This window comes from Streptococcus sp. 3.1 (genome assembly GCF_016648915.1).
Taxonomy (GTDB): Bacteria; Bacillota; Bacilli; order Lactobacillales; family Streptococcaceae; genus Streptococcus; species Streptococcus salivarius_E.
Genome location: NZ_JACLQV010000007.1, coordinates 25749 through 47523, shown reverse-complemented (window position 1 = coordinate 47523; position 21775 = coordinate 25749). Strand labels below are relative to the sequence as shown.

The 21775-nt window shown below is 40.4% G+C and carries 22 protein-coding genes; 20 read left to right on the top strand and 2 right to left on the bottom strand.

Features of this window, described 5'->3' with window-relative positions; genetic code table 11:
• Nucleotides 1–138: 138 nt before the first annotated feature.
• From H7U02_RS05540 to H7U02_RS05460, 18 genes are all read left to right on the top strand, one after another.
• Nucleotides 139–2040, top strand: coding sequence for a sucrose-specific PTS transporter subunit IIBC (locus H7U02_RS05540; protein ID WP_002884626.1), 1902 nt, complete (start codon nucleotides 139–141; stop codon nucleotides 2038–2040).
• A gap of 180 nt (nucleotides 2041–2220) precedes the next feature.
• Nucleotides 2221–3114, top strand: coding sequence for a fructokinase ScrK (gene scrK, locus H7U02_RS05535; RefSeq protein WP_004183453.1), 894 nt, complete (start codon nucleotides 2221–2223; stop codon nucleotides 3112–3114).
• Nucleotides 3115–3179: 65 nt separating this feature from the next.
• Complete coding sequence (gene manA / locus H7U02_RS05530; RefSeq protein WP_201042923.1) at nucleotides 3180–4127, top strand: mannose-6-phosphate isomerase, class I; 948 nt, start codon at nucleotides 3180–3182, stop codon at nucleotides 4125–4127.
• A 2-nt stretch (nucleotides 4128–4129) separates the two neighbouring features.
• Nucleotides 4130–4474 carry a hypothetical protein gene (locus H7U02_RS05525; protein WP_013991167.1) on the top strand — a complete coding sequence of 115 codons (345 nt, stop codon included), beginning with the start codon at nucleotides 4130–4132 and terminating at the stop codon, nucleotides 4472–4474.
• A 182-nt stretch (nucleotides 4475–4656) separates the two neighbouring features.
• A complete protein-coding gene (secA, locus tag H7U02_RS05520; protein WP_110980998.1) occupies nucleotides 4657–7206 on the top strand; it encodes a preprotein translocase subunit SecA in 2550 nt (849 codons plus the stop codon).
• 20 nt (nucleotides 7207–7226) lie between these two features.
• Nucleotides 7227–8258 (top strand): 3-deoxy-7-phosphoheptulonate synthase, encoded by a 1032-nt coding sequence (locus H7U02_RS05515; RefSeq protein WP_002891816.1) that lies wholly within the window; start codon nucleotides 7227–7229, stop codon nucleotides 8256–8258.
• 84 nt (nucleotides 8259–8342) lie between these two features.
• A complete protein-coding gene (locus H7U02_RS05510) occupies nucleotides 8343–9371 on the top strand; it encodes a 3-deoxy-7-phosphoheptulonate synthase (protein ID WP_201042921.1) in 1029 nt (342 codons plus the stop codon).
• Between the two features lie 5 nt (nucleotides 9372–9376).
• Nucleotides 9377–9730 (top strand): holo-ACP synthase, encoded by a 354-nt coding sequence (gene acpS, locus H7U02_RS05505; protein ID WP_014635032.1) that lies wholly within the window; start codon nucleotides 9377–9379, stop codon nucleotides 9728–9730.
• A 27-nt stretch (nucleotides 9731–9757) separates the two neighbouring features.
• Nucleotides 9758–10861 carry an alanine racemase gene (gene alr, locus H7U02_RS05500; RefSeq protein WP_110980997.1) on the top strand — a complete coding sequence of 368 codons (1104 nt, stop codon included), beginning with the start codon at nucleotides 9758–9760 and terminating at the stop codon, nucleotides 10859–10861.
• Between the two features lie 118 nt (nucleotides 10862–10979).
• A complete protein-coding gene (gene recG / locus H7U02_RS05495; RefSeq protein WP_260318441.1) occupies nucleotides 10980–13010 on the top strand; it encodes an ATP-dependent DNA helicase RecG in 2031 nt (676 codons plus the stop codon).
• A gap of 11 nt (nucleotides 13011–13021) precedes the next feature.
• Complete coding sequence (locus H7U02_RS05490) at nucleotides 13022–13528, top strand: hypothetical protein (protein ID WP_201042917.1); 507 nt, start codon at nucleotides 13022–13024, stop codon at nucleotides 13526–13528.
• A gap of 724 nt (nucleotides 13529–14252) precedes the next feature.
• Entirely contained in the window at nucleotides 14253–14492 is a 240-nt protein-coding gene (locus H7U02_RS11705) for an Msa family membrane protein (RefSeq protein ID WP_398578091.1), read from the top strand.
• The gene (locus H7U02_RS05485) at nucleotides 14479–15366 is read left to right on the top strand and encodes an ABC transporter ATP-binding protein (protein WP_155123900.1); all 888 of its coding nucleotides are present in this window, start codon (nucleotides 14479–14481) and stop codon (nucleotides 15364–15366) included. Before H7U02_RS11705 ends, H7U02_RS05485 begins: the two co-directional genes overlap by 14 nt.
• 2 nt (nucleotides 15367–15368) lie before the next feature.
• On the top strand, nucleotides 15369–16127 hold the full coding sequence (locus H7U02_RS05480; protein WP_014632622.1) for an ABC transporter permease: 759 nt from the start codon (nucleotides 15369–15371) through the stop codon (nucleotides 16125–16127).
• A gap of 17 nt (nucleotides 16128–16144) precedes the next feature.
• A complete protein-coding gene (locus tag H7U02_RS05475) occupies nucleotides 16145–16384 on the top strand; it encodes a hypothetical protein (RefSeq protein WP_155123901.1) in 240 nt (79 codons plus the stop codon).
• Nucleotides 16371–16808, top strand: coding sequence for a hypothetical protein (locus H7U02_RS05470; RefSeq protein ID WP_022496192.1), 438 nt, complete (start codon nucleotides 16371–16373; stop codon nucleotides 16806–16808). Before H7U02_RS05475 ends, H7U02_RS05470 begins: the two co-directional genes overlap by 14 nt.
• Before the next feature lie 191 nt (nucleotides 16809–16999).
• Nucleotides 17000–17608, top strand: coding sequence for a DUF2975 domain-containing protein (locus tag H7U02_RS05465; RefSeq protein ID WP_201042915.1), 609 nt, complete (start codon nucleotides 17000–17002; stop codon nucleotides 17606–17608).
• A 9-nt stretch (nucleotides 17609–17617) separates the two neighbouring features.
• Nucleotides 17618–17830: a helix-turn-helix domain-containing protein gene (locus tag H7U02_RS05460; RefSeq protein ID WP_002884695.1), complete on the top strand. Its 213-nt coding sequence runs from the start codon at nucleotides 17618–17620 to the stop codon at nucleotides 17828–17830.
• Between the two features lie 49 nt (nucleotides 17831–17879).
• Here the strand turns inward: H7U02_RS05460 and H7U02_RS05455 are convergent, their stop codons facing one another.
• Nucleotides 17880–18023, bottom strand: coding sequence for a hypothetical protein (locus H7U02_RS05455; RefSeq protein WP_171966960.1), 144 nt, complete (start codon nucleotides 18021–18023; stop codon nucleotides 17880–17882).
• A 3-nt stretch (nucleotides 18024–18026) separates the two neighbouring features.
• Nucleotides 18027–18992: an asparaginase gene (locus H7U02_RS05450; RefSeq protein WP_073688481.1), complete on the bottom strand. Its 966-nt coding sequence runs from the start codon at nucleotides 18990–18992 to the stop codon at nucleotides 18027–18029.
• A gap of 73 nt (nucleotides 18993–19065) precedes the next feature.
• Here H7U02_RS05450 and H7U02_RS05445 point away from each other — a divergent pair, with 73 nt between their 5' ends.
• On the top strand, nucleotides 19066–20451 hold the full coding sequence (locus H7U02_RS05445; RefSeq protein ID WP_073689910.1) for a Cof-type HAD-IIB family hydrolase: 1386 nt from the start codon (nucleotides 19066–19068) through the stop codon (nucleotides 20449–20451).
• A 117-nt stretch (nucleotides 20452–20568) separates the two neighbouring features.
• Nucleotides 20569–21750 carry a DUF6574 domain-containing protein gene (locus H7U02_RS05440; protein WP_073689911.1) on the top strand — a complete coding sequence of 394 codons (1182 nt, stop codon included), beginning with the start codon at nucleotides 20569–20571 and terminating at the stop codon, nucleotides 21748–21750.
• Nucleotides 21751–21775 lie beyond the last annotated feature (25 nt).

The following is a 21775-nucleotide window of genomic DNA, read 5'->3' as shown; positions in this document are numbered from 1 at the left end:
ATAAAAATCAACGATTTATAACAAAAAATAAAAAAAATATGCTAAACGGTTGACATATGGCAGAAAGATGCTAAAATAGTTATCGTAAAGAAAAGCTAAACGCTTTCATACCAAATTTTATTAAGGAGAATTTTGCAAATGGATAACAAACAAATTGCAAAAGAAGTCATCGATGCCCTCGGTGGACGTGAAAACGTCAACAGTGTTGCTCACTGTGCGACTCGTCTACGTGTGATGGTCAAAGATGAAAACAAAATCAATAAAGAAAAGGCTGAGAACATTGAAAAAGTTCAAGGTGCTTTCTTTAACTCAGGTCAATACCAAATGATTTTTGGTACAGGTACTGTTAACAAGATTTACGACGAAGTCGTTGCTCAAGGTCTTCCAACAGCATCTAAAGACGAACAAAAAGCAGAAGCTGCTAAACAAGGTAACTGGTTCCAACGTGCTATCCGTTCATTCGGTGACGTTTTCGTTCCATTGCTTCCAGCAATCGTAGCGACTGGTCTTTTCATGGGTATCCGTGGAGCAATCAATAACGATACAGTTCTTGGTTTGTTCGGTACAACATCAAAAGCTTTTGCTGCTACTGATTTCTATACTTACACAGTTGTATTGACAGATACAGCCTTCGCCTTCTTCCCAGCCTTGATTTGTTGGTCAGCCTTTAACGTATTTGGTGGTTCACCACTTCTTGGTTTGGTTCTTGGTTTGATGATGGTTAACAACGCCCTTCCTAACGCTTGGGATGTTGCATCAGGTGCTGCTAAACCAATTTACTTCTTTGATTTTATTCCAGTAGTAGGTTACCAAAACTCAGTGCTTCCAGCCTTCTTCGTAGGTTTGCTTGGTGCTAAGTTCGAGCAATGGGTTCGTAAATGGGTTCCAGACGTTCTTGACCTTCTCTTGCGTCCACTTATCGTCTTCGCAGTAATGTCAGCTTTGGCCCTCTTTATCATTGGTCCTGTCTTCCATACTGTTGAAAGCTATGTTCTTGCTGCTACAGAATGGATTCTTAACTTGCCATTTGGTCTTGCTGGTCTTGTTCTTGGTGGAGTTCACCAAGTTATCGTCGTTACAGGGGTTCACCACGTCTTTAACTTGCTTGAAGCTAACCTCATTGCTAATACTGGTAAAGACCCACTTAACGCTATCATCACAGCTGCTATGACTGCCCAAGCTGGTGCGACACTTGCAGTGGGTGTTAAAACTAAAGATGCTAAATTGAAAGCACTTGCTTTCCCTGCAACTCTTTCAGCGGTACTTGGTATCACTGAACCAGCTATCTTCGGGGTTAACCTTCGTTTCGGTAAACCATTTATCATGGGTCTTATCGCTGGTGCTGCTGGTGGTTGGTTGGCCTCAATCCTTAACCTCGCTGGTACAGGATTTGGTGTAACAATCGTTCCTGGTACTCTTCTTTACCTTAACGGTCAAGTGCTTAAGTATGTGATCATGGTACTTGTAACACTTGCTCTTGGTTTTGCTCTTACTTGGATCTTCGGTTACAAAGAGGAAGAAGTTGAAGCTCAAAAAGAAGTTGTTGCTGAAGATATTGCATCTGCAGAATCAGCTCCAGTTGCATTGCAAGCCGAAACAATCGCTGCACCACTTAAAGGTGAAGTTGTAGCTTTGGAAAATGTTAATGACCCAGTCTTCTCATCAGGAGCTATGGGTAAAGGTGCCGCTATTAAACCTTCAGGAAACCAAGTAGTCGCACCATTTGATGGTGAAGTGCAAATCGCCTTCCCAACAGGTCACGCTTACGGTCTTAAATCTGATAAAGGTGCTGAAGTGCTTATCCACATCGGTATCGACACTGTCTCACTTGACGGTAAAGGATTTGATGCTAAAGTTCAAGCAAATCAACGTATTAAAAAAGGTGATGTCTTGGCTACCTTCGATAGCTCAGTAATCACTGAAGCAGGTCTTGACGATACAACTATGGTTATCGTTACAAACACTGCAGACTTCGAAGATGTTTCATCAGTAGCGACTGGTTCAGTTGCTGAAGGTGCAGACTTCATCGCAGTTAAATAATAAGCTAGAAAAGTCGAAGCCAATTCGGCTTTTTTAGTTAAATGGCTCATAAAGAAAAGTATGAAGCAGAGTAGTCTGTACCTCCTTAAACAAGGTCTCATTTAGATTGTCTTTTGCCTAGCTTTTATTTATAATAGTATAAATAGTTATTATTGATCATAAAAGGAGATAGCTTTACCTATGGCTAAACTTTACGGAAGCTTGGAAGCTGGTGGTACAAAATTTGTTTGTGCTGTTGGTGATGAAAATTTCCAAGTCGTTGAAAAAACTCAATTCCCAACAACTACACCTTACGAAACAATTGACCGTACGATTGAATTTTTCAAACGTTATGAAGATCAATTGGCTGGAATTGCAATTGGTTCATTTGGACCAATTGATGTTGATCCAAACTCTGAAACATATGGTTTTGTGACTTCAACACCAAAACCACATTGGTCAAATGTCGACCTTCTTGGTTTGATTGCTAAAGAGTTTAATATTCCTTTCTACTTTACGACTGATGTTAACTCATCTGCTTATGGTGAGACACTTGTTCGTAAAGGTGTTAAGAGTCTTGTTTACTACACTATCGGAACTGGTATTGGAGCCGGTGCTATTCAAAATGGTGAGTTCATTGGTGGTATGGGTCACACTGAAGCTGGTCACGTATATGTACCTCTTCACCCAAATGATGTTTCCAATGAATTTAACGGAACTTGTCCATTCCACCGTGGGTGTTTGGAAGGTTTGGCTGCTGGACCATCACTCGAAGCTCGAACAGGTATTCGTGGTGAATTGATTGATCAGCACTCTGACGTTTGGGACGTCCAAGCTTACTACATTGCTCAAGCTGCTGTCCAGGCAACTGTGCTCTACCGTCCAGAAGTTATCGTCTTTGGGGGTGGTGTTATGGGACAAGAACACATGCTTCGTCGTGTCCGTGAAAAATTCACAGCTCTTTTGAATGGTTACCTTCCAGTACCAGACGTGACTGAGTATATTGTGACACCTGCTGTTTCAGGTAATGGCTCTGCGACACTTGGTAACTTTGCACTTGCCAAAGATGTAGCTGACAAACACTCACGCAAATAAGCAAAATATGTAAAATCGCTTTAAGACATGATCTTAAGGCGTTTTGCTCTATACAGGAGGATGTAATGGAACCTTTATTTTTAGATTCGCCAATGCATGAAAAAATCTGGGGAGGTAATCGACTTAAGACAGAGTTTGGTTACGATATTCCCAGTGAACACACTGGTGAATACTGGGCAATTTCTGCCCATCCTAATGGTGTATCCTATGTCAAAAACGGGAAGTATGCTGGTTTTCATCTGGCAGAACTTTACAAGGATAAACCAGAACTTTTTGGAAATCCCAAGACTAGTGTTTTTCCTTTGTTGACAAAGATTTTGGACGCTAATGACTGTCTCTCAGTACAAGTACACCCTGATGATGCTTATGGACTAGAGCATGAAGGTGAGCTAGGAAAGACAGAATGTTGGTATATTATTGATGCTGAAGAGGGTGCAGAGATTATTTATGGTCACAAGGCTAAGACCAAGGAAGAATTGGCGTCCTTAATTGAAGCAGGTGATTGGGACGGACTTTTGTCGAAAACTCCTGTTAAAAAAGGTGACTTTTTCTTTGTACCAAGTGGTACCATGCATGCTATTGGTCCAGGTATCCTGATTTTAGAGACTCAACAATCTAGCGACACCACTTACCGTGTCTATGATTTTGATCGTAGGGATGATCAGGGCAATAAACGTGAGCTTCATATTCAACAGTCTCTTGATGTCTTGAATTTAGGGGACCCAGAAAATAGCATCCCAGCAACTGTTAAGACCTTGCAATTAGAGTCGACTTGTTTGACATCAAACTCCTTCTTCACCGTATATAAATGGAAACTCAGTGGCTTGGTTGACTTCAAGCAATCAGCTCCTTATTTTCTTTGTTCGGTACTTTCTGGCAATGGGACTATGACTATTGATTCACGCATTTATTGTCTAAAAAAAGGTGATCACTTCATTCTTCCAAATGATGTGACAGATTGGGAAATTGATGGACAATTGGAGATGATTGTCAGTCACCCTAACGAGGCTTAAGTATGAGTAATGAAAAAGTTTTAGCTGCACTATTTGAGCGTATTGAAATCGGCAAATCCTATTATTTTGAGGGAGCTTACTATCGTCTGAAAGATTATGGAGATCACATTTATGGCTTACAACGGGCCATTCCGGGTATGTGCGGTGAAAAAACAGCCTCCCCTAGCATCAAATTTTACTGGAAAAATGGTGTCTTGGACTATCAATTCTACGTTGATTTTGAAGCTAGCCCTATGATAATGAAGGCCTATAGCGGCACCGACCATGTCTTCTTTGAGCAGGCTTTTGAAAATCTCTTGCATGATTTTGAGGATATCCTAGAGAGCCAAGAGAACTCTAAGAAGTAGTTTTAAAGCATTATTGTCGATATTTTCAGTGAATCTAATAAAAAAGTTTTCGTTTATTTGCAAATCCATTGTGAAAGCCCTTAAACTAGGGCTTTTTTCTTTGTCAATCCTTGAGTGATTTCTTGTTTAAAGGGGGCTTTTGTGGTAAAATATGGAGATAAAGACTGTCGAAAGGAAAAAAGATGGCAAATATATTACGCAAAATCATTGAAAATGATAAAGGCGAAATTAAGAAACTAGAAAAAACTGCCAAGAAAGTCGAGAGCTATGCTGATGCAATGGCGGCTCTTTCAGATGAAGAACTTCAGGCAAAAACAGAAGAATTTAAAAAACGATATCAAAACGGAGAAAGCCTAGACCAACTCTTGCCAGAGGCATTTGCAGTTGTTCGTGAAGGGGCAAAACGTGTTCTTGGACTTTTCCCATATCGTGTGCAAATCATGGGTGGTATTGTTCTTCACCATGGTGACGTCCCAGAGATGCGTACAGGGGAAGGGAAAACCCTGACTGCGACAATGCCTGTTTACCTAAATGCTATTTCAGGTGAAGGTGTGCACGTTATCACCGTTAACGAATACCTTTCAGAGCGTGATGCAACTGAAATGGGTGAGCTTTATAGTTGGCTTGGTTTGTCAGTAGGGATTAACCTTTCAGCCAAATCACCAGCTGAAAAACGTGAAGCTTATAACTGTGATATCACTTACTCAACCAACTCAGAGGTAGGTTTCGACTATCTTCGTGATAACATGGTTGTTCGTAAGGAAAACATGGTACAACGTCCATTGAACTATGCCTTGGTCGATGAAGTTGACTCAGTTCTTATCGACGAAGCTCGTACACCATTGATCGTATCAGGTCCTGTAAGTTCAGAAACTAATCAGTTGTATCATCGTGCGGATGCTTTTGTTAAGACATTAACAGAAGATGATTATGCTATTGATATTCCAACGAAAACGATTGGTTTGAATGACTCAGGTATTGACAAGGCTGAAGAATTCTTCAACTTGGATAACTTGTACGATATTGACAATGTTGCCTTGACTCACTATATTGACAACGCCCTTCGTGCCAACTACATCATGTTGCATGATATCGACTATGTGGTCAGTCCTGAGCAAGAAATCCTTATCGTTGACCAATTTACAGGTCGTACTATGGAAGGTCGTCGTTTCTCAGATGGACTCCACCAAGCCATTGAGGCAAAAGAAGGTGTGCCAGTTCAAGAAGAAACGAAGACATCTGCCTCAATCACTTACCAAAATATGTTCCGTATGTACAAGAAATTGTCAGGGATGACTGGTACTGGTAAAACTGAGGAAGATGAATTCCGTGAAATTTATAACATGCGAATCATTCCGATTCCAACCAACCGTCCAATTCAACGTATTGACCATGATGACCTTCTTTACCCTACCTTGGATGCTAAATTCCGCGCTGTGGTACAAGATGTTAAACGTCGTTATGAAAAGGGGCAACCAGTCCTTGTTGGTACGGTTGCCGTTGAAACATCTGACTTGATTTCTAAGATGTTGGTTGAAGCAGGTATTCCTCATGAAGTGCTTAATGCCAAGAACCACGAAAAAGAAGCGCATATTATCATGAATGCGGGTCAACGTGGTGCCGTTACGATTGCGACCAACATGGCCGGTCGTGGTACCGACATCAAACTTGGTGAAGGGGTTCTTGACCTTGGTGGACTCTGTGTCATTGGTACAGAGCGTCACGAAAGCCGTCGTATCGATAACCAGTTGCGTGGTCGTGCGGGACGTCAAGGGGACCCAGGAGAATCTCAATTCTATCTTTCACTTGAAGACGAATTGATGCGTCGCTTCGGTTCTGATCGTATCAAGCAAGTCTTGGAACGTTTGAATGCTGATGATGAGGATATTGTTATCAAATCACGTATGTTGACACGCCAAGTGGAAGCGGCTCAAAAACGTGTCGAAGGAAATAACTACGATACTCGTAAACAAGTCCTTCAGTACGATGACGTTATGCGTGAACAACGTGAAATCATCTACGCTGAGCGTTATGATGTTATCACAGCGGAACGTGACCTTGAACCTGAGATTAAGGCTATGATTACGCGTACGATTAACCGTACGGTAGATGGTCACAGCCGCAATGATCAAGAGGAAGCTCTTAAAGGTATCTTGAACTTTGCTCGTCAGGCCTTGGTTCCTGAGAATGCCATCTCACTTGAAGATTTACAAGAAGTGGGAGAGGTAACGAAACGTAGTGTTAATTATGACGCTATTAAAGTTTACTTGAATGAGTTAGCAGATGATGTTTATGCTCGTCAAATCAAGAAATTGCGTTCAGAGGAAGCTATCCGTGAATTCCAAAAAGTCTTGATTTTGATGGTTGTTGATAACAAGTGGACGGACCACATCGATGCTCTAGATCAATTACGTAATGCCGTTGGTTTGCGTGGTTATGCACAAAACAACCCAATCGTTGAGTATCAATCTGAAGGGTTCAAGATGTTCCAAGATATGATTGGGGCAATTGAATATGATGTGACACGTACAATGATGAAAGCACAAATTCATGAGCAATCTCGTGAAAATGTGAATGAACGTGTTTCGACAACAGCAACAGGCAATATCCAGGCCCACCAAGCAGATGCTAATGGTCAAGAAATTGACTTTAGTAAGGTTGGTCGTAATGACTTCTGTCCATGTGGCTCTGGTAAGAAATTTAAAAATTGTCACGGTCGTAAACAATTTTAGGAAAAAAATAGGTAATTATTATGGTTTTTAAAGCAGTAAGTGAAAAAATTGATTTTGATGCAGTTAAAGAATCAACTACATTAACAGGTGAAGCCCTTGCCAAGAAACAAGCTCGTGATAAAGAGCTTGAAGCAATCATCAAGGGTGAAGATGACCGTACGCTTTTGGTTATTGGTCCATGTTCATCTGATAATGAAGAAGCTGTTCTTGATTATGCTCACCGTTTGGCTAAACTTCAAGAAGAAGTTAAAGATAAAGTCTTTATGGTTATGCGTGTCTATACAGCTAAACCTCGTACAAATGGTGATGGCTATAAAGGACTTGTACACCAACCTGATGCTGAAGGGAAACCAAACCTAATTAACGGTATCAAGGCTGTGCGTAACCTTCACTACCGTGTTATCACTGAAACTGGTATCACAACTGCTGACGAAATGCTTTACCCAGAAAATCTTCCTTTGGTAGATGACCTTGTGTCATACATTGCCGTTGGTGCACGTTCTGTAGAAGACCAACAACACCGTTTTGTTGCGTCAGGTATTGATGTTCCAACTGGTATGAAGAATCCAACATCAGGGAACCTTAACGTGATGTTTAACGGTATCTACGCCGCACAAAACAAACAAAACTTCCTCTTTAACGGTGAAGAAGTTGAAACTCCAGGGAACCCATTGGCACACGTTATTCTTCGTGGTTCAACGAATGAATATGGTAAAAACGTACCTAACTTCTACTATGATGATGTGCTTGAAACAATTGAACACTATGAACAAATGGGCCTTGAGAATCCATTCATCGTTATTGATACAAACCATGATAACTCAGGTAAACGTTACTTGGAACAAATCCGTATCGTTCGTCAAACCTTGATTAACCGTGATTGGAATGAAAAAATCAACAAAGTGGCACGTGGTTTCATGATTGAATCTTACCTTGAAGATGGCCGTCAAGATGCGCCAGATGTCTATGGTAAATCAATCACTGACCCATGTCTTGGTTGGGATAAGACAGAAGAATTGATTCGTGAAATCCACGATACTTTGTCAAAATAATAAGGTAACAGAAACCATATATGGGGAGTGAACCGTTTGGATGACCAAGCGGTTCGCTCTCTTTTCACAAAGAGAGGGAAATAGATGGGAATTCATCAAAATAGTCCGCTGATTGATGTAGCGGAAGTAAGGAAATTGCATGCTCTTACGGGAGACGCACTAGTAACTAAACAGGCTAATGATGAGGCCTTGGCAAAAATTATCAAGGGTGAGGACAAACGTATTCTCTTGGTTATTGGTCCATGTTCATCTGATAATGAAGAAGCCGTTCTTGACTATGCTCACCGTTTGGCCAAACTTCAGGAAGAAGTGAAGGACAAAATCTTTATTGTTATGCGTGTTTATACAGCTAAACCACGTACTAATGGGGACGGTTATAAGGGGCTTATCCACCAGCCAGATGCAGAGGGTGATGTAGACCTTCTTGCTGGGGTTAAGGCGGTTCGCCACCTTCAGTCACGTATTATTACTGAAACAGGCCTCCCAATCGCTGATGAGATGCTTTATCCGTCAAATCTTTCCTTCTTTGATGATTTGCTTAGCTACCACGCTGTTGGAGCACGTTCGGTTGAGGACCAAGAACACCGCTTTGTAGCTTCAGGTATTGATGTGACAATTGGTTTGAAGAACCCAACGTCAGGGAATTTGAATGTCATGTTTAATGGTATCTATGCTGCGCAGAACCAACAGCATTTCCTTTACAATGGCGCTGAAGTTAAAACAGATGGTAACCCACTCGCTCACGCTATCTTGCGTGGTGCCAACAATGAAAATAGTCAGAACATTGTCAACTACCATTTCGAAGACTTGGTTAAGGCTTTGGACAAGTATAGTGCATTTAATTTGGAAAACCCATTTATTCTTGTTGATACAAACCATGATAACTCTGGTAAAAACTTCATGGAACAAGTTCGCATTGTGCGTGAAGTCCTTCTTAACCGTGAGTGGGATGAGCGTATCGCGGATACCGTGCGTGGCTTTATGATTGAGTCTTACCTTGAGGATGGTCGTCAAGACACACCTGAAGTTTACGGTAAATCAATCACAGATCCATGTCTTGGTTGGGATAAGACAGATAGTCTTATTCGTGAAATCCACAATCGACTTTCGTAACAATTATGATTTTTGGACATGGTATAGACTTGCAGGAAATTTCAGCTGTTAAAAAGGCTTATGACCGCAATCCACGTTTTGCAAAAAAGGTATTGACACCAAAAGAGTGGGAGCGTTTTGAATCCCTTTCTGGCAATCGTCAGATATCCTATTTAGCAGGTCGCTGGGCCGGTAAGGAAGCATTTTCAAAGGCCTGGGGTACAGGTATTGGAGCAGTCGGCTTTAAGGATATTGAAATTTTGACCAATGACAAGGGCGCGCCAGTGGTGACCCAGTCGCCTTTTGAAGGCAATGTCTTCATCTCGATTTCTCATAGCGGTGATTTTGTTCAGGCAAGTGTCATTTTAGAAAAAAACTAAGAGATAGATGTTGGAAGAGGATAGCTTATGATTTCAAGTTTACATCGACCAACCTTGGCAAAGGTTGATCTATCAGCAATTTCAGAAAATATTGAACAAGTGGTTAGTCACATCCCTAAACAGGTAAAGACTTTTGCAGTTGTTAAGGCCAATGCTTATGGTCATGGGGCTGTTGCGGTGGCCAAGCATTTGTCTAAACAGGTAGATGGTTTTTGTGTTTCCAACCTAGACGAGGCACTTGAACTCCGTCAGGCTGGCTTAGAGCAACCGATACTTATTTTAGGAGTCGTCTTGCCAGACGAGGTTCCTTTGGCTATTCAAGAAAACATCACTCTGACGGTAGCTTCGCTTGAGTGGTTGGAAATAGCTAAGAAGCAAGGGCTTGATTTGACTGGTTTGACCTGTCATATTAAGATTGATTCAGGTATGGGACGCATTGGGGTGCGTAGCCAAGGAGATGCAGATAGTTTGATTGCTGGTCTGAAGTCACTTGGTGCGGATGTCGAAGGTATTTTTACACATTTTGCAACAGCTGATGAGGCAGATGATAGTAAATTCAAGCGTCAATTGGCCTTCTTCACGGATTTGGTTAATAACTTGGTGGACCGCCCTCGCTTGGTACATGCTAGCAACTCTGCGACAAGTATCTGGCATGCAGAAACAGTCTTTAATGCGGTACGTCTAGGTGTCGTCATCTATGGTCTCAATCCTAGTGGCAGTGCTTTAGACCTTCCCTATAACATTCGTCCTGCTTTAAGCTTGGAGACAGCACTTGTTCATGTTAAGACCCTGCCAGCAGGTCAAGATGTGGGTTATGGTGCAACGTATACGACGACAGCTGATGAGGTTATTGGAACCATTCCGATTGGCTATGCGGATGGTTGGACCAGAGATTTACAAGGTTTCCACGTTGTTGTGGATGGCCAGCTTTGTCCTATTGTTGGGCGTGTGTCTATGGACCAGATCACTGTTCGACTTCCTAAGGTTTATCCCCTAGGAACTCCTGTCACTCTTATGGGGGAAAATGGGGGAGCAAGCATCACTGCGACAGAGGTGGCTGAAAAACGTGGCACTATCAACTACGAAGTCCTTTGTTTGCTTAGTGATCGTGTACCTCGTAGCTATGACTAATATAAATAAAGAGAAATCCAGTTTGATACTGGATTTTTTGATTTTAGTGAAGACCATTTTCATGTGTTATAATAGCTGATAAGGCTTCCTCTTTCACGAGGAGAAGAACACGATAGAAATGATAGAGGATATGATTCAACTAGATTCACCAATTGCGGATTTGAAAGGCTTTGGTCCTAAGTCCGCTGAAAAATTTACCAAATTAGATTTGCACACGGTTGGGGACCTCTTGCTTTATTTTCCTTTCCGATATGAAGATTTTAAGAGTAAGTCTATCTTTGAACTGATGGATGGCGAAAAGGCTGTTATTACGGGAACGGTGGTGACACCTGCCAATGTGCAGTATTATGGCTTTAAACGGAATCGTCTGAGTTTTAAAATCAAGCAAGGAGAAGCAGTGATTGCCATTAGTTTCTTCAACCAACCTTATCTTGTGGACAAGATTGAGATGGGGGCAGAAGTGGCTATTTTTGGCAAATGGGACCAGAAGAAGTCGGCTGTGACTGGTATGAAAGTATTGGCTCAAGTTGAGGACGATATGCAGCCAGTCTATCATGTGGCCCAGGGCGTTAGTCAGGCCCAGTTGATAAAGGCTATAAAGGCAGCTTTTGATAGTGGGGCCTTGAATTTGTTGGAGGAGAGTCTCCCACAGGTGCTTATGGACAAGTATCGTCTTATGGGACGCCAAGAGGCTGTGCGTGCCATGCATTTTCCGAAAGATTTGGCTGAATATAAGCAGGCTTTACGTAGGACAAAGTTTGAGGAGCTCTTTTATTTCCAGATGAACTTACAGGTGCTGAAGGCTGAGAATAAGTCCGAAACCAATGGTCTAGCAATTGCTTACGATGAAGCTAAAATCAAAGACAAAATTGCAGAATTACCATTTCCCTTGACAGAAGCCCAACAGCGCAGTTTATCGGAAATCCTAGCTGATATGAAATCTGGGGCTCATATGAACCGTCTCTTGCAAGGAGATGTGGGCTCAGGGAAAACAGTTATCGCTAGCCTTGCCATGTATGGAGCCTACACGGCAGGATTGCAGTCTGCCCTCATGGTACCGACGGAAATCTTAGCAGAGCAGCACTATCAGAGTTTGCAGGGGCTTTTTCCTGAGCTAGAGGTAGTGCTCCTAACTTCTGGGATGAAGGCAGCGGACAAAAAAGTAGCTCTTTCCAAAATTGAATCTGGGGAGGCTCAGATGATCGTGGGGACTCACTCACTGATTCAGGATGCTGTGACTTATCACAGGCTTGGGCTAGTAATTACTGATGAGCAGCACCGTTTTGGGGTTAATCAACGTCGTATTTTTCGTGAGAAAGGTGACAATCCTGATGTCCTTATGATGACAGCGACACCTATCCCTAGGACCTTGGCGATCACTGCCTTTGGAGAGATGGATGTGTCAATCATTGACCAGATGCCGGCTGGACGTAAGCCCATTATTACCCGTTGGGTTAAACATGAGCAACTAGATACCGTACTGACTTGGATTAAGGGCGAGTTGGACAAAGATGCTCAGGTCTATTTTATTTCACCTTTGATTGAAGAGTCTGAGGCTCTCGATTTGAAAAATGCGGTGGCCCTTCATCAGGAACTCACAGATTTCTTTGGTGATTCAGCTACAGTAGCTCTGATGCACGGTCGCATGAAAAATGATGAAAAAGACCAAATTATGCAGGACTTCAAGGACAGAAAGTCTCAGATTTTAGTATCAACCACAGTTATCGAAGTGGGGGTTAACGTGCCAAATGCTACGGTTATGGTCATTATGGATGCGGATCGTTTTGGACTTAGCCAGCTTCACCAGCTTCGTGGCCGTGTAGGTCGTGGAGATAAGCAGTCCTACTGTGTCTTGGTGGCTAATCCTAAAAATGATACCGGTAAAAAACGCATGCAGGCCATGTGTGAGACTACGGATGGTTTTGTTCTAGCAGAAGAGGACCTTAAAATGCGTGGTTCAGGAGAAATCTTTGGAACACGTCAGTCAGGAATTCCTGAATTTCAAGTGGCTGATATTGTGGAAGACTATAATATCCTAGAAGAAGCAAGGCGCGTGGCCAGCCAAATTGTATCTGACCCTAACTGGCGCGAGAATCCTGATTGGCAGGTGCTAGGAGCTCATTTGAGAAGTCAAGGCGAGTTTGATTGAGGAGGGAACCCATGAAAAAGAAACGGTTAAAAATCGATTTTTTTGCTATCTTGCATCCCTTATTTCTTATGATGTTAGGTCTCCTGTTTTATTTTTTCGCCTTCATCTTGATTTGGTTTATTACCGAATTGGCAAAGCTGATAGAAGGAAAGACGGACTTTCATACCCTATATCTTTATTCACTTCTTATCTCTCTAGTTTGTTCGGTATTACTGATTATGTACATCGCGGGTTTTATAGCTCAGCTGATTATCCATATACAGCATCAAAAGGAAAGGACGCTTTTGCCGGTCTGGTGTATGCTTACGGCTGTACTGATGCTTGTGCCCCTATTCGAAGATTTTAGTATCTTAGGCTCGTCCTGGAATTTTAAAGGGTATTTTCTTTCCATAGTTGCCTACATTGCCTATCTCTTTACAAAGCTACCCAAGGTTATTGAAAGTTACCGCTATCATGCGACAATTCGCTATGCCGTTTGGGTGGCTCTGGTCTTGGGAATTATTTTATCTATGCTTTAGACAGAAAAACTCTCAGTAAACTCACTGAGAGTTTTAAGTTTCCTTCAAGCTTATTACAAGCTTTCTTTAAGTTAGGACACCTATAATAAAACCATCAAAACGAGATAGTTTTTGATAATAAAACGTTTTGGCTAGGCCAAACCATTCCTAAAAAGGAGGACAAAACAATGACAGTAAAAATTAAAGTAACCTACAATCGAAATTTCCAGAAGCATCCTCAAGACTTTAAGGTTTATCAAAACTAGTATTGATGCTAGGAAGAGGCTAAATTTACCCATATTCTACAACTTTCATCCCTCATTTTCCAAAATCCCTTTTTCCTTTTTTTCATAACGTAGAATCCCTCCTCTTAAACTCATAAAAAGTCTAGACGGAAGTATGACCAGTCTAGGCGATTAACATAAGTAAGCTAACCAGTTGAGATTTTCTTGACTGGTTTTTTTGATTTTTAGATAAAAAATATCGAAAAACGATAAAAATGTGTTGACAAGGAGAAATTAAGAGTGTACTATATAATTATCGATAAACGATAATAAGTTTTCGATAAAGATAATCTTATTCGCGAAAAAGAGAAATGATAGTGTAAAATAAGTTGTGTAAACACAAAAAGGAATAAATCCGTTATAGTAGAGTTGCAACACATTACTAGAAAGAGATTTATTTCTATGACTCAGTTTACCACAGAACTACTTAATTTCTGAGCCCAGAAGCAAGACATTGATGAATTTTTCCAGCAATCTCTTTAATTGCTTACATTTTTATAGGGCTATTTTTAAAAGTTTCTAGTGTCTGGACTAGTTTTATTCAAAAAAATACAATAACAAGTGGAGAAATGTATATCAAGATAAATAATAGTTTAATTGAGCCTTCTCAAATTGTATTTGTAGCCTTAATTTATTTCTTGGTAGAGTATATTAGTATAAAAGTTATGGAACGTATGGTGAAGAAAAATGGCAATAATTGAAGTTAAAGGGTTAGGAAAAAAATATAAGGGTAATGCTTTTTATTCTTTAGAAAATGCTAATTTTACGATTGAAGAGGGAGATATTATAGGTTTAGTAGGTAAAAATGGTTCAGGGAAGAGTACTTTGCTCAAAATATTAGCAAAATCTCAAAATCCTACAGAAGGGAATGTTTTTTTTAATGGTAGGGACATTTTTAAAGAAGATAATATTCTTAAAGATTTTGGAATCATGATAGAACCTGTATTCTTTCCACAAATTAGTGTTGAAGAAAACTTAAAGTTATATCTTAAAATTCATAAGAAAGAACAGTATCAAGATAATATCGAAAAAATACTGAAATTAGTCGGACTTTGGGAAGCTAAAGATAGAAAACCTATAGATTTTTCTTTTGGTATGAAACAAAGAACTGCTTTAGCATTGGCTCTTGTTACGGAACCTCAATTTGTGTTGTTAGATGAGCCTTTTGTGGGTTTAGATCCTATTGGTGTTAAAAATTTATTGGAAATTTTAAAACAATGGTCAAAAGTTAATAAAACATCAATGATAATATCTAGTCATCAGTTAGCAGAATTAGAAGACTTGTGTACACGTTATCTTTTCATTGAATCAGGGATAATTGATGATAAAATCAGTACGGAGCAAAATAGTATTATAATAGAGCTGAATGAGATTTTCAGAGATGAAGATAATCATTTGATAGAGAATCTTGTGAAAAAATATAGCTTAAAGTATAGTGAAAATAATATTGAAATTGATAATTCTGTAAATAATGAAGCATTAAATAGTATCTTGGAACAACTTGCAGTTGCTAAGCTAATTAATAATGTTTTATCAAAAAAGGATAGTTTAGAAAGATTATTTGTGGAGGAATAGGAATGAATTACTTAACATTACCTTTTTTTAAAGCATTGTTGAAGAAAAAAGAATCAAAAATTGCGTTAGCTTTTAGCTTTTTCCCAATGCTATTAATTGTTGTAGGATTATTTAATACCAATTTTATGCAATTGAGCGCCCCAGTAGGGTCACTAAGCTTTTTAGAGTTTTTTAGTGCAGTTTTATTTACTCAGTACCAAATGACCTTGCCATTAGTAGTTTTTATTTATATTGTAAGTACGATTTTTAGGGATGAAATTACAAGTGGTATTATGTATCTTTACAAAGATATTAGTAGAAAAGTTATTTTAAATGCAAAGTTAGGAGCGATTTTATTGTTTCAAATATTGTATATAGTAATAACTTTCTTTTCATCATTGTTTACTTATTATGTTTATTTGGTTCATAAACCATATACATCAGGTAGGTTTTGGCCTTCCAAAATTGATGATGTACAGTATACGGTAATTAGTATTTTAGGGACTATTTTGGTATTTTTGTTGTGTTTATTAGTTGCCAGTCTGGCATCAATTATCTTGACAAATGGATTCACTATGCTTGTAGGAATTATTTTTGCACTTTTTTCTTTTATAGCTCCACAACTTGCTTCGCTAAAATATGTGTTTCCGAACGGTTATGTTAATGTGTTAGGTCATATGTCTTTTAATAGTAGTATATTACTTATTATGTTATTATTTGTAGTCTACTATGCAATTTTGTATATTGCTTCTTTATATTTTTACAGTAGACTTGAGTATTAGTGGGTTGAGGTACTATTATGGAGAGTAAAAAAAGTTCTTCAGTATTATCTCAAATTAGACGCTTTCTTATACCTGAGTACTTTTTATTTATAGTAGGATTAATTCTAAGTATTATCGGTGCCTTATCTACACTTGCTTTGCCTTTAATTATGGGCAGTTTAGCAGATCGTGATAGAATGAACTTTATTGACAGTATCAGAGAAATTATATACCAAAAACTATTTAATAAAGGAAATACTTATCATGAAAACACTTAAATCAATCATCAACGCTGTTCTTATTCTTCTTATGGCAATCTACGGTCTTGCAATGCTTGCTTTACTTATCCTTCCTTTTGTGGATGTGACTAATCTTTTTCCAGGTGCTGAGGTTCATTACCTTTCTGGATGGGGTTACTGGCTAGTCTCAGAGTTACAATTCGCCTTCTATCTTGCCTTGCTTTGTCTCCTTCGTAAAGAGCTTAAAGACTTTACTTGGAAGGCATTTTGGACAGAAGATTTTTCTCTCTTCTTGAAAAAGGCTGCTCTTCTAACCTTTGTGCCATCAGCCTTGAATATCTTCCTGCAGTTGGGAACGACTAATCACCTTGTAGTGGACTTCAGCACATCAGTCTGGCTCCTCTTGGTCTCTCTAGCTTGTGATGCTGTCCGTCTTCGTAAGGGACAAACAGCTGTCAAATAATTGAAGGAATCTTAGTTGAAAAGTAGTAAAATCTTACCTATAAACTAGTATTTTATATTGATATTCGATATAATTGATACTGTTAATAGTTAGCTAATGATTTAGTATGAGGTCAAGGGCTCCTAGAGGCACCTTGGCTTTTTCTAGTCTATGCTCAAAGAAATCAAATGAATTTACAATCGAGGTAACACATGACAACTATCTTATTTTATTTTTTAATCATCCTAGCCTTGGCTGGCTCTAGTTATTATGGTTGGAGATCGGCCAAAAGTGCTAAAAATCGTCAGGAAACGCAAGAACAGAAACGTCTACGTAGTATTCTCCTGTTCGTTAATGTCCTCCTTTTTGCGGGCTTTTTAAGTCTTGTTATTACCATTCTTACTGATGCCTTTATCCTGACTGGTCATGAAGGACTCTTACAACAAGGTTTGCGTATGCTTCTCGGCTCAGGAGTTACTGTAACAAGCAAGGGCCCTAGTCTGACAATTTTTACAGCAATCATTGATTTCCTTCGTATGGTAGTCAACATAGGTTTCTTGTTGTGCCTACGTGCCTTTCTGATTAACCTTTATCGTTCTGATATTTTCATCGCTAAAAATGCTAAGTTGGTTCGTTGGTCAGCGCATTTGCTAGTCCTTGGGACCTTTATCAATAATGGTATTTTTACGTTTGGAACAGGCAACCAGAGTTATAGTTTCTTTAACATCAGTTATTTGCTAGTTAGCTTTGTCCTCTATGCTGTCGCTATGATTTTGACTAAGGCTAATGCCATTGCTGAGGAAAATGAGTATACGATTTAGGAGGGGCTTATGATTATTGTCAATTTGGACGTTGAACTTGCCAAGAAGAAGATGCGCTCGGGTGAGCTGGCAGAACGGATTGGTATTACCCCAGCCAATCTCTCGGTTCTTAAGACAGGCAAGGCCAAGGCAATCCGTTTTACGACTCTGGATGCCATTTGTAAGGAGTTAGATTGCCAACCAGGAGATATTCTTGAATATAGACCTGACGAAGAAAACTAAAAGCCTGAAGCAGTTCAGTCACCTTTCTGGTGACCATGCTTCAAGCTTTTTATTTTTTCTTCAACCATGCGACTAGCGCTAGACTGGCTAGCACGGTACCACAGACCATGGCGATATGTGTTTTTGAGATGGTTAGTTCATAGTGGAAATCTTTATTTTCCAATTTATCGGTTGCTTCAATGCTAAGTTTCATGTCTTATCCCTCGATATAATCTTTCAATTCTTGGCCTTTTAGTCCTGCACTAAGTGCAATGAGGAGTTTGAGGCGAGCTTTTGGTGCATTGAGTTCTTTAACAAACATAACGCCAGCTTCTTGGAGTTTGACCCCACCCCCTTCATAGGCGTAGACAGGTTCGGCGATACCGTTGAAACAGCGGGAGACGAGCACAACAGGGACTCCTTTGTCCATAAGCTTTGTGATTTCTCCTGCAGCTAGTGGTGGGAGGTTTCCAGCACCCAGGGCTTCGATGACGACACCGTCAATCTTCTCAGGATCCAGGAGACTGATGATACCATCTCCAATACCCATCCCTGCATAGGCTTTTATGATTGGTACTGTTCCTGTAATTTGTTCCAAATCAAAGCGAACACGAGGCTCAGCAGTTTTGAACCAGAGGATATCATGCTTCATGATGATGCCTAGTGGACCATGGGTTGGTGTGTGGAAGGTTGCCACGTTTGTGGTATGGGTCTTAGTCACATACTTGGCTGCATGGATTTCATCATTCATCACGACCAGGATTCCTTTGTCAGCGGCCTTGTCATCACTGGCAACACGTAGGGCTGATAGATAGTTGTAGACCCCGTCGCTTCCTAGCTCGTTTGACGAACGCATGGCACCAGTTAGAACGATTGGAATCTCAGGGACGGCCATGGTATCTAGGAAGTAGGCTGTTTCTTCCAGGGTATCTGTCCCATGAGTGATGACCACACCATCATATTGACCAGCTGTTTCCTTGATTTTTTTGTAAATATCCAGCATGTGGTAGGGTGTGATATGTGGGCTTGGGATATTAAGAAAATCGAGAACGGTTAGTTCTAAATTATCTAAATCAAGTCCCACATGGTTCATGGGATTATCAGCGTTTTGGCTGACCCTGCCATCATTATCCGCTGACATGGAAATGGTCCCTCCAGTGTGAAGGACTAGGATTTTTTTTATCATTTATACTACTCACTATCATATTTATGTTATAATTTATTTTAGCATAAAATGTTAGAAGGAGGGGAGCTCTGTGGCCATTAAAGCAGTCTTTTTTGATATTGATGGGACTTTTCTAAATGACCGAAAACGCGTGTCTAGTTCAACCAAAAAAGCCATCAGTCAAATGAAGGAAGATGGTATCTTAGTTGGTTTGGCAACAGGTCGTGGTCCAGGATTTGTCCAGCCTTTCATGGACAATCTAGGTCTGGATTTTGCAGTCACTTATAACGGTCAGTATATTTTGACTCACGACAAGATCCTTTATCAAAACCAGCTCCCTAAATCAACAGTCTACAACTTGATTCGCTATGCCACCAAGCACCGTAGAGAGATTTCTCTAGGGACTAGTACAGGTCTTGTTGGTTCCAATATTATCAGTATGGGGACGAGTAAGTTTGGGCAAATCGTTAGTCGTATTGTCCCTAAGTCCTGGGCTAAGATGGTGGAGCGTAGTTTCAAGTCTTTGATTCGTCGTTTCAAGCCACAAAGCATTGAAACCCTTAAAACTATCATGCGTGAGCCTATTTATCAGGTAGTTATGGTAGCGACGGTGGGTGAAACACAAGATATTGAAGAAAAATTTCCTCATGTGAAGATTACCCGCTCAAGTCCTTACTCAGCCGATATTATTTCAGCGAATCAATCTAAGTTGAAAGGTATTGCTCATCTAGGTGAGGTTTTTGGTTTCGAACTCAGTGAGGTTATGGCCTTTGGGGATTCGGAAAATGACCTAGAAATGCTGTCTGGCGTTGGCGTTGGTGTTGCCATGGGAAATGGTGAAGACGAACTGAAAGACCAGGCTACCCATGTCACTGATACTAATAACCAGAATGGGATTGCCAAAGCCTTGTCACACTATGGTTTGATTCACTTTGAAACAGAGAATTCATTTACCAGTGATGATGACAATTTCAACAAGGTTAAGGATTTCCACCATTTGATGGATGGCTCAACTACCGATATGCCTCGTGTTTACGGTATTGAGGAAGCTAGTCACCGTTCGGACTTCAAGTTGGAAGAAATTGTCGAATTCCTCTATGCTTCATCAGGTGGGGACAAGCGTGTCTTTGGTCAGGCTGTTCTGGATTTGCATGCTGCTCTTGACAAGGCAGCGCTCAAAGTTAGTTCTAAAGAGCACTCAGAGTCAACTATGGTTGGTCAGGTGGATGCATTGACTGACTTGCTTTACTTGACCTATGGCTCATTTGTCCTTATGGGTGTGGATCCTAAGCCTTTCTTTGATACGGTTCATGAGGCTAATATGGGTAAAATTTTCCCAGATGGCAAAGCTCACTTTGATCCTGTGACTCACAAAATTCTTAAACCAAGTGATTGGGAAGCGCGATTTGCACCAGAACCACACATTAAACGTGAGCTAGATCGTCAGATTCAAAAATCTCTACAAAGAAGTAAATAAGAAGTTATAAAGGTTTGGACAGTTTGCTCCGAACCTTTTTCTAATAAAAATGACATTTATTAATGGCTTTATTTGTGATAAAATAAAGTCATTCTATGTATTTTTAAGGAGATTATTATGACTAAAGCAGATTGGTTAGATTTTTTTGAAGCCATCAATGGTCGTTCAGCGACTGAAGAAGAAATTGCAGCAGCACTTGCAGCTGGTGAGTTCCAAGATGACGCCCCAGCAGTAGAAACTGCTCCAGTACAAGAAGCGCCAGTTCAACCAGCTTTCGCTAGTGCCCAAGAAACACTAGCACAAGAGGCGCAGCCACAACCAACTTTCGCTGGTGCACAAGAGGCGCAACAACAACCGACTTTCGCTGGTGCACAAGAAGCACAACCGCAAGCTCCTTTTGCAAATGCTCAGGCTGCTCAAGCACAACCAAGCTTTGCAGGGGCTCAAACTGCTCCAGTACAAGGAGTGCCAAATCAAGCAGTGCAACCACAAGCTGGTTTTGCGAATGCTCAAGCTGGTCAACAAACAGCTTTTGCTAACGGTCAACCGCTTCAACCAGGTCAAAATGTTCAATTTATCAATGGCCAAGCTGTAGTTGTTCCAGCACAACCATCAGCATTTGCGACAACTTTCAAAAACTATTGGACATGGTTGCTTAATGCATGGCGTCGTCCAGCTGACATGACAGATTATGGTAAGCACAATGGTTGGCTTAACTACATCTTCTTGTCACTCTTGACTGGACTTGCATTCTTTGCAATTTTGAGCGCTGTTGCACGTAAAGTTGTTAGCTCAATTGTGTCAACCACAAATGTACTGTCTAGTATGTTTGGTTCTTATGGAACAGATGCTTACTCATCTCCAGTTTCAAGTCATACATCTAGCATTGGTTTTGGAGCCTTCTTCGCAAGTATCCTAGCTGCCTTCCTCTTTATCTTTGCCTTTATCTTGGCAGGATTTGTGACACGTAAGGCCATCTTCCGTGACCCTGAGACTACTTTCTTGAATAGCTTTGATCGTTTTGGTCGTTTGACATCATTAGCCTTGCCAATCTTGCTTGTAACAATCTTGTTGGGAGCTATTGGACTTGTTGCCTTCCCAGGATTCTTGTTCTATGTTGTTTACTTCTTATTTGCAATTGCTAATCTATTTACAATTGTTCCTGTAACAACAGCGTGGAAGGCTGATAAGTTCTATCAAATGATTTTGGCAGCACTTTTGAATGGTGTGATTTTGTCAATCTTGTTTGCAATCGTATTTGCTATCATGTCATCATTTACAGTAGGTCTTCTATTCTAAGCAAACATCTAGCAATTTTTGAAAA

Coding starts and splice junctions, on each gene's coding strand:
- secA (WP_110980998.1), top strand. CDS start 4,657: ATGGCAAATATATTACGCAAAATCATTGAAAATGATAAAGGCGAAATT.
- H7U02_RS05455 (WP_171966960.1), bottom strand. CDS start 18,023: ATGAAACTTAGCATTGAAGCAACCGATAAATTGGAAAATAAAGATTTC.
- H7U02_RS05485 (WP_155123900.1), top strand. CDS start 14,479: ATGGCAATAATTGAAGTTAAAGGGTTAGGAAAAAAATATAAGGGTAAT.
- H7U02_RS05470 (WP_022496192.1), top strand. CDS start 16,371: ATGAAAACACTTAAATCAATCATCAACGCTGTTCTTATTCTTCTTATG.
- H7U02_RS05540 (WP_002884626.1), top strand. CDS start 139: ATGGATAACAAACAAATTGCAAAAGAAGTCATCGATGCCCTCGGTGGA.
- alr (WP_110980997.1), top strand. CDS start 9,758: ATGATTTCAAGTTTACATCGACCAACCTTGGCAAAGGTTGATCTATCA.
- manA (WP_201042923.1), top strand. CDS start 3,180: ATGGAACCTTTATTTTTAGATTCGCCAATGCATGAAAAAATCTGGGGA.
- recG (WP_260318441.1), top strand. CDS start 10,980: ATGATAGAGGATATGATTCAACTAGATTCACCAATTGCGGATTTGAAA.
- H7U02_RS05460 (WP_002884695.1), top strand. CDS start 17,618: ATGATTATTGTCAATTTGGACGTTGAACTTGCCAAGAAGAAGATGCGC.
- H7U02_RS05480 (WP_014632622.1), top strand. CDS start 15,369: ATGAATTACTTAACATTACCTTTTTTTAAAGCATTGTTGAAGAAAAAA.
- H7U02_RS05440 (WP_073689911.1), top strand. CDS start 20,569: ATGACTAAAGCAGATTGGTTAGATTTTTTTGAAGCCATCAATGGTCGT.
- H7U02_RS05475 (WP_155123901.1), top strand. CDS start 16,145: ATGGAGAGTAAAAAAAGTTCTTCAGTATTATCTCAAATTAGACGCTTT.
- H7U02_RS05510 (WP_201042921.1), top strand. CDS start 8,343: ATGGGAATTCATCAAAATAGTCCGCTGATTGATGTAGCGGAAGTAAGG.
- H7U02_RS05490 (WP_201042917.1), top strand. CDS start 13,022: ATGAAAAAGAAACGGTTAAAAATCGATTTTTTTGCTATCTTGCATCCC.
- scrK (WP_004183453.1), top strand. CDS start 2,221: ATGGCTAAACTTTACGGAAGCTTGGAAGCTGGTGGTACAAAATTTGTT.
- H7U02_RS05465 (WP_201042915.1), top strand. CDS start 17,000: ATGACAACTATCTTATTTTATTTTTTAATCATCCTAGCCTTGGCTGGC.
- acpS (WP_014635032.1), top strand. CDS start 9,377: ATGATTTTTGGACATGGTATAGACTTGCAGGAAATTTCAGCTGTTAAA.
- H7U02_RS05525 (WP_013991167.1), top strand. CDS start 4,130: ATGAGTAATGAAAAAGTTTTAGCTGCACTATTTGAGCGTATTGAAATC.
- H7U02_RS05515 (WP_002891816.1), top strand. CDS start 7,227: ATGGTTTTTAAAGCAGTAAGTGAAAAAATTGATTTTGATGCAGTTAAA.